Below are 13,406 nucleotides of genomic sequence, written 5' to 3'. Positions count from 1 at the left end.
AGGCAGTTGAAGGAACAAGGCTAGGCAGCCGAGCGCGCCTGCCAGAAATCGTCGGGCAGCGTGTCGAGTTCGGACTGGTAATTCGCCCCCTGGCGCGTCCGCCGCAACATGCTGGCCATCGCAGGATGCAAGGTAAAATCATCGGCCAGCATCAAGGCCAGGGCGCTGAAATGCTGACGCTGGCCTGCCGCCTCGATGCCGCTGGCGCTTGCCACTAGTAAATGACGCGCCACGCGCGCGTGGCACTGGGCCGGGGTGCCGGAATGAAACAGGTCCGGCTGTACATCATGCAGATTGGCCAGGATGGCGTCGGCTTCGGCGATATTCACCAAGGCGGCAAAGGCGGCGTCACTGAGCGGAAATTTGTCAAACTCCGCCGGGACGGGACTGGGCTGCGCCTCGCCCTGCCAACTGATCAGGGAACCATCGCGCTGCAGCGACCACCAGCGGTAGATGGGGCTCAGCAAATGCGCATATTGGATTTGCGTCAAGGCCGCCAGCAAGGCCGGCAATGTGCGGCTATCGGCCCAGCGCACGGGCCATTCGACGGTATCTGGCGTAATGGCAATCAAATAGGGGCGCAGATGCTGTTCCAGCCGGTCGATATCAAGCGTGCTGGCGATGATGCTGAGCATGGGCTTGCCCGCGCACAGCGAGAACAGGCGCTGCAGCCACTCGGCCTGCTCGCTGCTTGCCTGTGGCGCCGCCATTAAATGCGGTGCGGCACTCTTGAAGTTTTGCAGCGAGGTGTGCGCATACAGCGACTGGCGCCGCAAGCGGCTCGGGTAGCGCTTGGTGAAAAACTCCTCATCGCAGGCGCCGTCCAGCAGCGCCAGCAAGTGCAAGGGCTGGCCGCCGTTCGCCACCGTCGCCTCCTCACGCAAGGCTTGCAGGTGCTGCGCGATCTGCGCTGGAACCGCAGGGTCAGGAAGATCGATGGCAAAGTACATCAGGATTCCTTTTCTAGGCTGCCGTGGGCGTGACAAACGGGCTGCCGCTACGCAACGCCGCCAGCAGGCACGCCTTGCAGACGCTGGCAGGCAGCGCCGGCAATGGATAAGCGAGCCGTTCTGGCCCCGTAAAACTCTTCTTGCCGGCATGCACCGTGATCTTGCCGGGACACTGCACGGTGATGTTGCCGCCCTCGATCGTGATGTTCGCCCCGCCCGCCGTCGACAGGCGGATGCTTTTCGCCGCCGCCCAGTCGATGTGCGCGGCGGCGCTGACGATGTTGACTTCCTCGCGCGCCTGCACGTTGAGCACGTCGGCCTGCGCCTGCAGGTCGATGGCCTGTTTGGCGGCGATCAATTGCAGGCCCATATTGTTCTCACCCGCCTTGACGACGCCGGCCAGGGCGCCGATGGCCTGGCCGCTGTGCACACGCAGCTGGCCGCCGCCGACGAACTGGGTGTCCAGACCGCTCATCAAGGAGGTGGTTTCGCCGTTCGCCAGCTGGATATCCTGGCCCGCCAGCACGCCCAGACCGGCGCGGGCGGCGATGGCGATGATGGCGTCGCTGCTGTGCGGCAACTTGTCATCGCCGGGGCTGGTCGGCTTGCCCGCCGCGTCGCGCCTGGCGGCGGCCGTATCGTCCTGGCTCAGCATGCCGGAAACGCTGGTCAAAAACGCCGGCAAGGGCGCCGCCTTTTCGTCGAGCACGCTGGCATTCGCCTTGGCCGGCCCCAGGTGGCTGGCATACGCGACCGTCTTGTGCGTGACGGCGGCGGCGCTGAAGGTTGCACCCAGCTTGGCCGCCTGCTTGAGCAAGACCATGCCCGGCGCATTGTCGCCGGCCGGATCGCGCGCCTGCGCGTCGTGATTGACGAGGTAGCTGGAAATCAGGAGCCCGGCGCCGGCCCGCACGGCGCCGTAAGCGTCGGTGCGCAGCTCGGCGCCCGTGCCGCGCAGGCTGCCCCGGTAATTGTCGGCCGCATGGATCAGGTGGCCAAGATTGAGTTCGCTTGCCGCATGGCTGCTCTTGAGCTGGATGCGCCCCTGCTGGTCGGTATCGTCGAACAGCAACTGGTTGTAGCCGGCAGCGCCGAATTCCTTGCTGCGGATACCCCATTGCGCCGCGCCGTTGCGGTGGCCGGCGCTGCCGCCGGCCGCGCCATGCCAGACCGGGCTGTTGCCGCCGGCCACGTTGCCCTGCGCCGACGGCGCATGGTCGCGCGCCGGTTCGAAGACACTGGCATCCGCGGGCTTGTCCGTGATGCCGCCCGGCGAGGGCGCGACGCCGCCCGGCGAGGGCGCGACGCCGCCCTCGCCCTGCCCGTTGTACAGGGCGCCGACGATGATGGGGCGGTCGATATCGTTTTCCAGGAATTGCACCAGCACTTCCTGGCCGATGCGCGGCAGGAACTGGCTGCCCATGCCGCCGCCTGCCGAGCGCTGCGCCACGCGTATCCAGCAGGTGGCGCCGCCCTCCTGCTGCCAGTGGAAACGGATGCGCACCCGGCCCAGCTTGTCGCAATGGATCTCGCTGCCGCCGCTGGCGCTGGCGCTGCCGTCGGCACCGACGACGATGGCGCTCTGGCTGCCGCGGGCCGTCGGCTCCGGATGGTGGCGCGCGTCGTTGTCGCCATGTACAGGACGCCATGGCGTCGCCGCGGCGATCATCTCGATGCAGTTGGCGTAACCGCTGGCTTGCGCCTGCGCAATCGCGGCGGCAAAGTCGGCAAAGCCGTCGCCCAGCCCGGGCATGGCTTCGTCCAGCAGTTCGGGCACCGGGCCGAACAGTTCAGCCAGCGCCTGGGAGGAGGGCGCCGGCAGGTTGTTGATGCCGATGCTGGCCACCCGGAGCACGACATAGTCGGACGCGGCGCCATCGGCCTGCGGCAACGGTCCCTGCGTCAGGGTAAACCGCGTGCCGGCGCGCAAGGTGCGTACCGTCGAGCGCGCCTGCCACAACTGGGCGCGCGCTTCGCGGGCCTGCATCTGCAACGCGGCATAGTGCTGTGCCTGCGCGCCATTCGCATACCAGTACTGGCCCGGCGTATCGTAGCTTTCCAGCACCGGCGCATGCTGGCCGCCGATGGCCATATTCGTCGGCACGCTGGCGGTGACCGCCTTCTTCGCCTTGTAATCGTAGCTCAGCACGCTGCTCAGCCCGACGTGCAGGCTGCGCCGCGCGCACAACGCCTGCACGCTGTCGCTCGCTTCGCCGGCCCTGGCGCCATGAAAGCGCAAGCCGCCGCCTTGCGCGCTGCTGGCATCCTCGGGCGTGGCGCAGGGCTGGCTGCTGTCGGCGAACAAAATCAGTGTGTGCGCGTCGAAGCGCCAGGCGATGCCCTCTTCCGTCAGCAGCCGGCGCACGAAATCGAAGTCCGATTCCCGGTACTGGCAGCAATAGCTGCGCTCTCCCGCCTGCTGCATGCACTGCGCCACCTCGTCGCTCCATTGCCACAGGGCAAGCGGCGCATAGGCTTGCAATACCTCGTCGACGATGGCCGTCACGCTCCGATCTTGCCATACGCGGCTGTTACGCACTTGCGTCAGCAGCCACAGCCAGGGCGTGATGCGCAGCCGGTAGCGCGCCAGGCCGCCATTGCTGCCCAGCATGGCCGCTGCGCTGATATAGCCGGAAAACTGCGTGCGCGTGCCGTCGGCCAGGCAGATTTGCAGGCTGGCCGGCTGGCCCAGCAAGGAGGCCAGCGCAACATCGGCATTCGTGGACAAGGCGATAATCTCGCGCGCGCCAAGCTCCTGCAGCCGTTCATCGGCGGCAAAGGCTTCGACCAGCAAACCGCTGTCCTGGCCGTCGTCGCCGATGGCCAATGCATACAGGCGCGTCGCGCCATTGAAGGCGGCTACCGCGCTAACGATATCTTGTGTCAAAGGATGCTCTTCATCTGGAAAGTGGCATCGCACATTACTTGTCAAAACAATGTGCAAAATAAACAAGTCCAGGCAATTATGCGCGAGTTCTTAAAAAAGCAAGATTCAATTGAACAAGGAGTGCGCGGGCAAGACAATAGTCGCTGCTTCGGGCAAGGGATTCGGTACAATACTCCGGCAAGCCCATTCACTCTTTCCCGTGCAGCCATGAACCAACTCGAACAACTGAAGCAATTTACTACCGTGGTGGCCGACACCGGCGACTTCCAATCGATCCAGGCTTACACGCCGCGCGATGCGACGACGAATCCGTCGCTGATCCTGAAGGCCGTGCAAAAGGATGAATACAAGCCGCTGCTGGAAAAGGCCGTGCGCGACCATCCGAATGCCTCCACCGCGGAAATCATCGACCGCCTGCTGATCGCCTTTGGCGTGGAAATCCTGCAAACCATCCCCGGCCGCGTCTCCACCGAAGTCGATGCCCGCCTGTCGTTCGACACGGAAGGCACGGTGGCCAAGGGCCGCGACCTGATCGCCCTGTATTCGAACGCGGGGATTGCCCGCGAACGCGTGCTGATCAAGATTGCCTCCACCTGGGAAGGCATCCGCGCCGCCGCCATCCTGGAAAAAGAAGGCATCCGCTGCAACATGACCCTGCTGTTCTCGCTGGCCCAGGCCATCGCCTGCGCCGAAGCGGGCGCGCAACTCATTTCGCCGTTCGTCGGCCGCATCTACGACTGGTACAAGAAATCGACGGGCATCGACTACATGGGCGCGGAAGACCCGGGCGTGCAGTCGGTCCGCCGCATCTACAACTACTACCGCAAGTTCGGCTACAAGACCGAGGTGATGGGCGCGAGCTTCCGCAATACGTCGCAAATCCTCGAACTGGCCGGCTGCGACCTGCTCACCATCAGCCCCGACCTGCTGCAAAAGCTGGCCGACAGCGATGCGCCGGTGGAGCGCAAGCTGAGCGCCGAAGCGGCGCCATCGACCAACATCGTGCAAATGTCGCTGAACGAAGAAGCCTTCCGCTTCATGATGAATGAAGACGCGATGGCGACGGAAAAACTGGCAGAAGGCATCCGCGCCTTCTGCGTCGACTCCGGCAAGCTGAAACAGATGATCGCGGCACTGCGCTAATCGCGATAATTACGACGGACGAAAAAAAAGCGGCGCCGTGCAGTGCACGGACGCCGCTTTTTCATGCCCGCGCGATCAGGAGCAGCGGAATGTCGCCATGCCCTGGTAATTGGCGCCATTCGCCAGCTGCGCCTTGTAAGCGGCAATCAGCAGATAACGGCCAGCGCCGCCGTCGCCCAGCATCAGCTGCGCTCCCGTACCACTCGACAGATAGTTGCCGGTGATGCTGCTGGACGCCGCCGAGCCCATGCTGGTGGAAGCCGTTACTTTGCCCGTGCTGCCGCCGGCGCTGGCGTCGATGGACAGCGCCACCTTGGCACCGGAGGCATCGAACGAGACGCTGGCCGTGCCGCTGGCCGTGCCGAAGTAAGCGCTCGACGAGACGCTGTTGCCGCCCGTATAGCTCGGCGCCGTGAACGCGCCCGCATCGCAGGTCAACGTGCCGGTCGCTGGCAGTGCGGCGAGCACGTTATAGGCGACGTAATGTGCGCTGGCATTGTTGCCGGTCAAGGTCGTGGCACCGGAACTATAGCTGAACGCGCCCTTGAACCAGCGGCCCTGCGCGAAGGCGGCGTCACCGCTGATTTCACGCGTCACGGACGGGTTGCCCGTCAGGAAAATGCCGCCGATAGTGCTCAAGGCACCGGAGGCATCCTGTACCACCAGGCTGGCCTTGCCACTGCTCTGCAAGCCGATCGACGTAAAGATGAAACGGCTGTTGTCGCCATTGACGAAACGGGCGCTGACGGTGCCCGTGTTTTCGCCAGTGGCCGTCGGCGTGACAGGTACCACTGGCGGCGCAACAGGCACCACTGGCGGGGCAATAGGTGCCACAGGCGTCACGGGTGGATTCACGGCGACTACCGGGTCAGTTGGGGAGGACGAGCCGCCACCGCCACAGGCAACGAGAGAGCCGGCGATCAGGGTCAAAACAAAAGCGTGATTCAGTTGCATACGATTCCGATAAAAAAGCAAGACATAAGGAATCCTTGGCACATGCCAAAAATTCAACGTCCAATATTATGCAACATTTCTCAAGAGAATGGTTGCCTTAAAGAAATTTATTAATACTAACAATGTGACTATAACGAGCGCGACTGTGTCGTGACGCCACGCTGGCGGTAAAATAGCTGGCCATACGCCGTCAACAACTACGCATGCAATCACCGATCACCATCCGCCTAGGCCGCCGCGCCCGTGCCCGCATCGCCGACAACGGCTTGCGCGCGCTTGACGTCGCCATCGTCCCTGCCGCCGCGGGCGGGCCGAAAGGCTTGATCCTGCACCAGTTCGATTGCTGGCTGTTCGGCGACTTCCTGGCGCAAGCGCCGCGCCCGCGCCACTTCGTCGGCGCCTCGATCGGCGCCTGGCGCATGGCCGCCGCCGTATTTCCCGACCCAGTGGCAGCGCAGCGCCGCCTGGTGCGCGAATACGTGGGCCAGCGCTACCCAGACAAACCCGATGCGGCACACGTCAGCCGCACCTGCCGCGCCCTGCTCGACGCCGTCCTCGATGGCCAGGATGCGCAGCTGCTGCAGCACGGCCAGCACAGCCTGTCCGTGCTGGCCGTGCGCGGCATCGGCGCGCTGGCGCAGCCGGGCAAATGGCGCGACCGGCGCGGCTTTCTGCTGGCGGCCGCCGGCAATGCCGTGGCGCGCGCGCGCCTGGCCGCGTCGCTCGAGCGCGCGGTGTTCCATGCGGGGCCGGACGGCGCCAGCTGGCTGCGCTCGCGCTTCGACGCCTTTCAATCCCATTTCGTGCCGCTGGCGCAAGACAACCTGCGCGACGCGCTGCTGGCCTCCGGCTCCATCCCGCTGGTGCTCGACGCGGTCACGGACATCGCCGGCGCGCCGCCGGGGCGCTACTGGGATGGCGGCCTGGTCGACTACCATCTGCACCTGCCCTACCAGCGCGAACCGGACCTGGTGCTGTACCCGCATTTTGCCGACCATATCGTGCCGGGCTGGCTGGACAAGGCCATGCCCTGGCGCCGCGCGCGCAGCGGCGATAGCGCGCTCGACAACATGATCCTCGTCTCGCCCTCGCCCGCCTTCGTGGCCAGCCTGCCCAACGGCAAGCTGCCGGACCGGCGCGACTTCGCCCATTACGGGCAAGACCACGCGGCGCGCATGCGCGACTGGCGCCGCGCCATCGCGGAAAGCGAGCGCATGGCGGCCGCCTTCGCCCGCTGGGCCGAGCAGCCGGACCTGCGCCAGGCGCTCGATCTGTAGCACGGGCGAGACTGCAACAGGCGCCAAAACAAGCGCGCTTTTCCCTCGCCTATTGGTCACTTATCAGTGCATACTATGTCGCACAGGCAACCTTCAATCCCTCTGCGACAGGAGTTCCGACCATGCACGCCCTCTCCCACCTTCGTATCGGCACGCGCCTGGCTGCAGGCTTCGCGCTGGTGCTGCTGCTGTCCGTGATCTCCACCTCGTACGCGCTGTACAGCGCCCACGTGAATGCCGAAGCGACGCGGCAAATGATGGAAAAGCCGCTGGCCAAGGAACGCCTCGTATCGGACTGGTACGTGCTGATTTACTCGGCCATCGCACGCACTTCGATGATCGCCAGGAGCACCGATGAAACGCTGTCGAACGTATTTGCCGACACCATCGCCGACAGCACGAAACAGGGCAGCGAACTGCTGAAGAAAATCGAGGCGCTGCTCGACAGCGATGCAGAAAAAGCCATCTTCAAGTCGTCCATCGCCGAGCGCGTCAAATACCAGGATGCCAAGACCCTGGTCATGAATGCGCGCAAGGCGGGCAATGCGGCGCAGGCGGAAAGCACCTACCGCGACAGCTTTGCGCCGGCCGCCACCAATTACCAGAACAACGTCAAGGCCCTGCTGGCGCAGCAGCGCCAGGCCATCGACGCCACGGCGCAAGCCATCGAGGCGGCCAACGAACGCAGCTTCACCCTGCTGCTGACCCTGTGCGCGCTGGTGGTGGCCCTGGGCAGCGTCTGCGCCTGGCTGATCACGCGCTCGATCACGCAACCGTTGAAGGCCGCCGTGAAGGTGGCCGAAACGGTGGCGAACGGCGACTTGCGCACGCATTTCGGCACGCCTGCCAGCGATGAAATCGGCGACCTGATGCGCGCGCTGCACGGCATGAACGAGGCACTGCGCAAGGTGGTGTCGGAAGTGCAGACGGGCACCAATGCGATTGCCACGGCGTCTGGCGAAATCGCCGCCGGCAACCAGGATTTGTCGGCGCGCACGGAACAGCAGGCCAGTTCGCTGGAAGAGACGGCGTCGTCGATGGAAGAACTGACCAGCACCGTGAAGCAGAATGCGGACAATGCGCGCCAGGCCAACCAGATGGCGGTGGCCGCCTCCGGCGTGGCCGAACGGGGCGGCAGCATCGTCAGCCAGGTGGTCGACACCATGGGCGCCATCGACACGGCATCGACGAAAATCGTCGACATCATCGGCGTCATCGACGGCATCGCCTTCCAGACGAATATCCTGGCCTTGAACGCGGCCGTCGAAGCGGCCCGGGCCGGTGAACAGGGACGCGGCTTTGCCGTCGTCGCCACGGAAGTGCGCAGCCTGGCGCAGCGCTCGGCGGCGGCGGCGCGCGAAATCAAGACCCTGATCGGCGACTCGGTGGAGCAGGTCAACAACGGCACGCGGCTGGTGCAGCAGGCCGGCAACACCATGGGCGAAGTGGTCGACAGCGTGCGCAGGGTCACCGACATCATGGCCGAGATCACTGCCGCCAGCGCCGAGCAAAGCATGGGCATCGACCAGGTCAACCAGGCCATCGCGCAGATGGACCAGGTGACGCAGCAAAATGCGGCCCTGGTGGAGGAAGCGGCGGCCGCCGCCGAAAGCATGCAGGACCAGGCGGCGCGCCTGGCGCAAGTGGCGGCCGGCTTCCAGCTCGAACACATGGCCGCGGCGGCGGTACGCGCCGCGCGGCCGGCCGCCGCCCAACTGGCCAAGCCGGCGGCCAGGAGCACACCCGCCAGGCAGCCAGGCAGCGCGGCCCGGAGCGCGCCACCTGCACGCAAGCCCCAGGCGCAGGTGGCGGGCGAGCAGGATTGGGAAGAGTTTTAAGGCTGACGGCGGCGCCAGGTGAAAGGGTTTGACAGCGCCCTGGCGCGCGAGGATACTTGTTTCAGGTGGCATGGCGCACCACCGGCAGCAATACGTGTTGCGCCTGACATCGTTCTGCGGGAGCACGAACATGAAATGTATCCGCCGCGTCAGCGCACAGCTGCGCCTGGGCTTCCTGTCACCCTTGCTGCTATGTGCAGCCCTTGCCGGCTGCGCCACGACACCCGCCACCCCGCCTCCGCCCGACCTGTTCAACGATGCCAGCTTTGCCGCACCCGCCGTGCCGGTCGACCCGCAACAGGCGTTCGCCATGAGCGAGGCCATGCGGTACTACCTGCGTGTCGATGTCGCGCGCGAGGCGCGCAACAAGAATCCCCGCCGCGCGCTGGCCGAGGCCCTGCGCAACAGGTCCGGGCTGCAGCTGGAATACGATGCCGCCATGACGCGCACGGCGGCCCAGGCGTTCGACGCGCGCAGCGGCAATTGCCTGTCGCTGGTGCTGATGACGGCCGCGCTGGCCAAGGAAATGGGGCTCGATGTGCACTACCAGCTGGTCCTGGGAGAGGAAAGCTGGAGCCGCAGCGGCGGCATGTATTTCGTTGCCGGCCACGTCAATCTCGCGCTGGAACGCCGTGCCGCCAGCAATACCGTCGGCTACGACGCCGATGCCATCCTGCTCATCGACTTCCTGCCAGGCGAAGACCTCGCCGGCCAGCGTACGCAGCAAATCAGCGAGGCGACCATCCTGGCCATGTATCTCAACAATCGCGCTGCCGAAACCATGGCCAGCGGCGAGCTCGATCAAGCCTACTGGTATGCCCGCGCTGCCATCCTGCAAGACCCCACGTTTGCGGGCGCCTTCAATACGCTGGGCATCATCCAGCTGCGCCACGGCGACACCGAGCCGGCGCGGCGCACGCTCGCTTACGCACTGGAACGCTCGCCATCGAACACCGTGCTGCTGTCCAACCTGGCGCAGGCACTCGACGGCCTGGGACGCGCAGGCGAAGCGCAGCTGCTGCGGCGCAAATTGCTGGCCCTGCAGCCAGAGCCGCCCTTCCACTTCTTCAACCTGGGCCAGCGCGCCATGGAGGCCGCCGACTATCAGGAAGCGGCACGCCTGTTCAAGCGCGAAATCACGCGCGACCCCTACTACCATGAATTCCATTTCTGGCTGGCGCAGGCGTATGCGCGCATGGGCCAGCTGGCGCAGGCCGGACGCCAGCTGGAACTGGCGATGGACAACAGCACCACGCGCGGCGAGCACGGGCTGTACGCGGCCAAGCTGCAGCGCCTGCGCGCCGCCGGCGCGCATTAGCAGGCGCCATTAAGGCAGTCAGTCTTCCAGGAACATCTGCTGCAGGTCGTTCAGGAAGGACAGTCCCAGCGCCGTCGGGCGGATGACCTGGTGGTCGCGGTACAGCAAGCCTTTGCCTTCGGCCGCGTTCAGCGGCTGCTCGATGGCGTTGAGGGCCAGGCCCGTGCGCTCGGCGAACAGGTTCGGCGAAAATCCCTGCGTCAGGCGCAGGGTATTGAGCATGAATTCAAAACCCATTTCCTCGCGCGCCAGTTCGCGCTCTTCCTGCACCGGGTTACCGGCGATGACCGCGTCCATGTAGGCGCGCGGCTGCTTGTAGCGTGCCTGGCGCAGCACGCGGTGCGGAAACGAAATCTTCGAGTGGGCGCCTGCGCCGATGCCTAGGTAGTCGCCGAATTCCCAGTAATTGCGGTTGTGCTTAGCCTGGCGGCCCGGCTGTGCATAGGCCGACACTTCGTAGCGGCCATAGCCCGCCTGCGCCGCGCGCGCGGCCACCATGTCGGCGATGTCGGCACTCTCGTCGTCGTCCGGCAGCACGGGCGGATACTTGGCGAACAGCGTGTTCGGCTCCAAAGTCAGGTGGTACAGCGACAGGTGCGGCGGCGCGAACGACAGCGCCGTTTCCAGGTCCTGCTGCGCCTCGGCCAGGGTTTGCGTGGGCAGCGCATACATCAGGTCGAGATTGAAATTGTCGAAGTTCGCGTGCGCGATCTCCACTGCGCGGCGCGCTTCGTTGTCGTCATGGATGCGGCCCAGCGCCTGCAGGTGGCGGCCGTTGAAACTCTGGATGCCGATCGACAGGCGGTTGATGCCGCTGGCCCGGTAGGACTTGAATTTTTCCGCTTCGAAGGTGCCAGGATTGGCTTCCATGGTGATTTCGCAATCGGGCTCCAGGGGCAGCAAGGTGCGCACGTCCGACATCAGCCGGTCCAGGCCCGCCGCCGACATCAGGCTGGGCGTGCCGCCGCCGATGAAGATGGTGTGGATCTTGCGGCCCCAGATCAGCGGCAGCGCCATTTCCAGATCCAGGCGCAGGGCCGCCAGGTATTCGGCTTCCGGCAAATCGCCGCGCACCTCGTGCGAATTGAAGTCGCAATACGGGCATTTCTTCACGCACCACGGGAAATGGATGTACAGCGACAGCGGCGGCAGGGCCGTCAGGTTCAGCGCGCCCGGCTGCAGGTATTTCAGGGCCGCCCCGGCCGCGCCGGAAATGCCTTCCTGCGGTGCGGGAGCGGTATGGGGCTTGGCTGCCGACTTGGCAACGGCGCCCACCAGTTTGATCGGGATCATCGCAGCTTTTCCACCAGCGCGCGCAGGGCCTGGCCACGGTGCGACAGCGCGTTCTTTTCATCGGACGTCAGTTCGGCCGCGCACTTGCCCAGCGCGGGAATGAAGAAGTGCGGATCGTAGCCGAAGCCGCCGTTGCCGCGCGGCGCGGCAATCATCTCGCCATTCCAGCGGCCGTCGGCGATCACCGGCTGCGGGTCGTCCGCATGGCGCACGTACACCAGCACGCAGTAGTAATACGCGGACTTGTCGGCATGCGCTTCCAGGTCGGCGATCAGCTTGGCGCTGTTGGCGGCATCCGATTTCGGCTCGCCGGCATAGCGGGCCGAATACACGCCGGGCGCGCCACCGAGCGCATTGACGCACACGCCGGAATCGTCGGCCAGCGCCGGCAAGCCCGTCAGGCGCGACGCGTGGCGCGCCTTTTGCAGGGCGTTTTCAACGAAGGTGTGGAATGGTTCGTCGCTTTCCGGCACGGCGTACTCGCCCTGGGCGTGGACGGAAAAACCGATGGTCGAGAGCAGCTCGTTGAATTCCTTGAGCTTGCCGGCGTTGTTGGAGGCGAGGATGAGGCGTTGGGTCATGTCAGTAGTCCGGTTGAAGTGCCGACATTGTAAACCTTTTGCGCCCCCCTCACCTCGCCCCGAAGCTGCCGCAAGAAGCGGCAACTGTGGGCTTTTTGCCCCGCGCGGCGGGCCAGCGGATGTAAATCTGTGTAAAGATCAGATCCCCAATGCCTGCTTCTGCAGGGCAATCAGGTCGGCGATGCCGCCCTGCGCCAGGTCCAGCAGGCGGTTCATGCCGGCGCGGTCAAAGGCGGCGCCTTCGGCCGTGCCCTGCACTTCGATGAAGTGGCCCGCTTCCGTCATCACCACGTTCATGTCCGTGTCGCAGCCCGAGTCTTCCACGTAGTCCAGGTCCAGCACCGGCATGCCCTGGTAGACGCCCACCGAGATGGCGGCGACAAAGCTTTTCACGGGAATGGCGGCGATCGCGCCGCGCGCCTGCAGCTGGGAAAACGCGTCATACGCGGCCACCATCGCGCCCGTGATCGACGCCGTGCGCGTGCCGCCATCGGCCTGGATGACGTCGCAATCGAGGTGCAGCGTGCGTTCGCCGAACGCCTGCAAATCGAAGGCGGCGCGCAGCGAGCGGCCGATCAGGCGCTGGATTTCCTGCGTGCGGCCGGACTGCTTGCCGCGCGCCGCCTCGCGGTCCATGCGCGTGTGCGTCGAGCGGGGCAGCATGCCGTATTCGGCCGTCAACCAGCCCTGGCCCTTGCCTTTCAGGAAACCCGGCACCTTGTCTTCGATGCTGGCGGTGCAGATGACCTTGGTGTCGCCGCACTCGATCAGCACCGAGCCTTCGGCATGCTTGGTGTACTGGCGGGTGATGCGGATGGCGCGCAGCGCGTCGACGGCGCGGCCGCTCGGGCGGGATTCAAATGTCATGAGATGTCCTGTGTGATTGGGGTTGCGGCAGCGATTTTACCACCGCGCGCCCGTCTATTTGCAGTCATGCAACAGCGCAAGACGCAATGGCAGGCGGCGCGCACATGATCCCTACAATCCTGCCCCACCAAACACAATTTTCTTTACAATGCCGTAAAACGCACACTATTCAGCAATTTTCAGGCCATCAGACCATGCGGTTCTGTTTTTGCGGCGCGGGCGGTATTGCCTGCGCTGGCTGATTAAGTGTATAAGTGACTGTATACAAGACCAAATCGGGGAATCCTTTGAGCATTTC

General features: G+C 65.1%; 10 protein-coding genes. 4 read left to right on the top strand and 6 right to left on the bottom strand.

The features are described 5' to 3' along the window. Positions 1-20: 20 nt before the first annotated feature. On the bottom strand, positions 21-950 hold the full coding sequence (locus OX459_RS04185; RefSeq protein ID WP_289903935.1) for a DUF4123 domain-containing protein: 930 nt from the start codon (positions 948-950) through the stop codon (positions 21-23). A 13-nt stretch (positions 951-963) separates the two neighbouring features. Then, positions 964-3,837, bottom strand: coding sequence for a type VI secretion system Vgr family protein (locus tag OX459_RS04180; protein ID WP_289903934.1), 2,874 nt, complete (start codon positions 3,835-3,837; stop codon positions 964-966). A gap of 207 nt (positions 3,838-4,044) precedes the next feature. Between OX459_RS04180 and tal the strand changes: the two genes are divergently transcribed. Further along, the gene (gene tal / locus OX459_RS04175; protein WP_086146874.1) at positions 4,045-4,980 is read left to right on the top strand and encodes a transaldolase; all 936 of its coding nucleotides are present in this window, start codon (positions 4,045-4,047) and stop codon (positions 4,978-4,980) included. A 75-nt stretch (positions 4,981-5,055) separates the two neighbouring features. On the opposite strand, the gene OX459_RS04170 is transcribed toward tal, so the two are convergent. Then, entirely contained in the window at positions 5,056-5,934 is an 879-nt protein-coding gene (locus tag OX459_RS04170; RefSeq protein WP_289903931.1) for a hypothetical protein, read from the bottom strand. A 203-nt stretch (positions 5,935-6,137) separates the two neighbouring features. Between OX459_RS04170 and OX459_RS04165 the strand changes: the two genes are divergently transcribed. The 3 genes from OX459_RS04165 to OX459_RS04155 all read left to right on the top strand — a co-directional run bounded on the left by OX459_RS04165 (position 6,138) and on the right by OX459_RS04155 (position 10,367). Next, positions 6,138-7,211 (top strand): patatin-like phospholipase family protein, encoded by a 1,074-nt coding sequence (locus OX459_RS04165; RefSeq protein WP_289903930.1) that lies wholly within the window; start codon positions 6,138-6,140, stop codon positions 7,209-7,211. Positions 7,212-7,333: 122 nt separating this feature from the next. Continuing rightward, a complete protein-coding gene (locus OX459_RS04160; protein WP_289903929.1) occupies positions 7,334-9,049 on the top strand; it encodes a methyl-accepting chemotaxis protein in 1,716 nt (571 codons plus the stop codon). 130 nt (positions 9,050-9,179) lie between these two features. Next, positions 9,180-10,367 carry a tetratricopeptide repeat protein gene (locus tag OX459_RS04155; protein ID WP_289903928.1) on the top strand — a complete coding sequence of 396 codons (1,188 nt, stop codon included), beginning with the start codon at positions 9,180-9,182 and terminating at the stop codon, positions 10,365-10,367. Positions 10,368-10,385: 18 nt separating this feature from the next. Here the strand turns inward: OX459_RS04155 and hemW are convergent, their stop codons facing one another. The 3 genes from hemW to rph all read right to left on the bottom strand — a co-directional run bounded on the left by hemW (position 10,386) and on the right by rph (position 13,108). Next, positions 10,386-11,660: a radical SAM family heme chaperone HemW gene (hemW, locus tag OX459_RS04150; RefSeq protein ID WP_289903927.1), complete on the bottom strand. Its 1,275-nt coding sequence runs from the start codon at positions 11,658-11,660 to the stop codon at positions 10,386-10,388. Beyond that, positions 11,657-12,241: an RdgB/HAM1 family non-canonical purine NTP pyrophosphatase gene (gene rdgB / locus OX459_RS04145; protein WP_099666881.1), complete on the bottom strand. Its 585-nt coding sequence runs from the start codon at positions 12,239-12,241 to the stop codon at positions 11,657-11,659. Before rdgB ends, hemW begins: the two co-directional genes overlap by 4 nt. A gap of 138 nt (positions 12,242-12,379) precedes the next feature. Further along, positions 12,380-13,108 (bottom strand): ribonuclease PH, encoded by a 729-nt coding sequence (gene rph / locus OX459_RS04140; RefSeq protein WP_034787067.1) that lies wholly within the window; start codon positions 13,106-13,108, stop codon positions 12,380-12,382. Positions 13,109-13,406 lie beyond the last annotated feature (298 nt).

The organism is Janthinobacterium sp. SUN026, from assembly GCF_030397625.1.
GTDB lineage: Bacteria > Pseudomonadota > Gammaproteobacteria > Burkholderiales > Burkholderiaceae_D > Janthinobacterium > Janthinobacterium kumbetense.
This window is presented reverse-complemented; position numbering and strand designations above follow the sequence as displayed.

Excerpts from the sequence above, each read along its gene's own strand:
- rdgB (WP_099666881.1), bottom strand. The coding sequence starts at position 12,241 with ATGACCCAACGCCTCATCCTCGCCTCCAACAACGCCGGCAAGCTCAAG.
- hemW (WP_289903927.1), bottom strand. The coding sequence starts at position 11,660 with ATGATCCCGATCAAACTGGTGGGCGCCGTTGCCAAGTCGGCAGCCAAG.
- tal (WP_086146874.1), top strand. The coding sequence starts at position 4,045 with ATGAACCAACTCGAACAACTGAAGCAATTTACTACCGTGGTGGCCGAC.
- rph (WP_034787067.1), bottom strand. The coding sequence starts at position 13,108 with ATGACATTTGAATCCCGCCCGAGCGGCCGCGCCGTCGACGCGCTGCGC.
- OX459_RS04165 (WP_289903930.1), top strand. The coding sequence starts at position 6,138 with ATGCAATCACCGATCACCATCCGCCTAGGCCGCCGCGCCCGTGCCCGC.
- OX459_RS04160 (WP_289903929.1), top strand. The coding sequence starts at position 7,334 with ATGCACGCCCTCTCCCACCTTCGTATCGGCACGCGCCTGGCTGCAGGC.
- OX459_RS04170 (WP_289903931.1), bottom strand. The coding sequence starts at position 5,934 with ATGCAACTGAATCACGCTTTTGTTTTGACCCTGATCGCCGGCTCTCTC.
- OX459_RS04185 (WP_289903935.1), bottom strand. The coding sequence starts at position 950 with ATGTACTTTGCCATCGATCTTCCTGACCCTGCGGTTCCAGCGCAGATC.
- OX459_RS04155 (WP_289903928.1), top strand. The coding sequence starts at position 9,180 with ATGAAATGTATCCGCCGCGTCAGCGCACAGCTGCGCCTGGGCTTCCTG.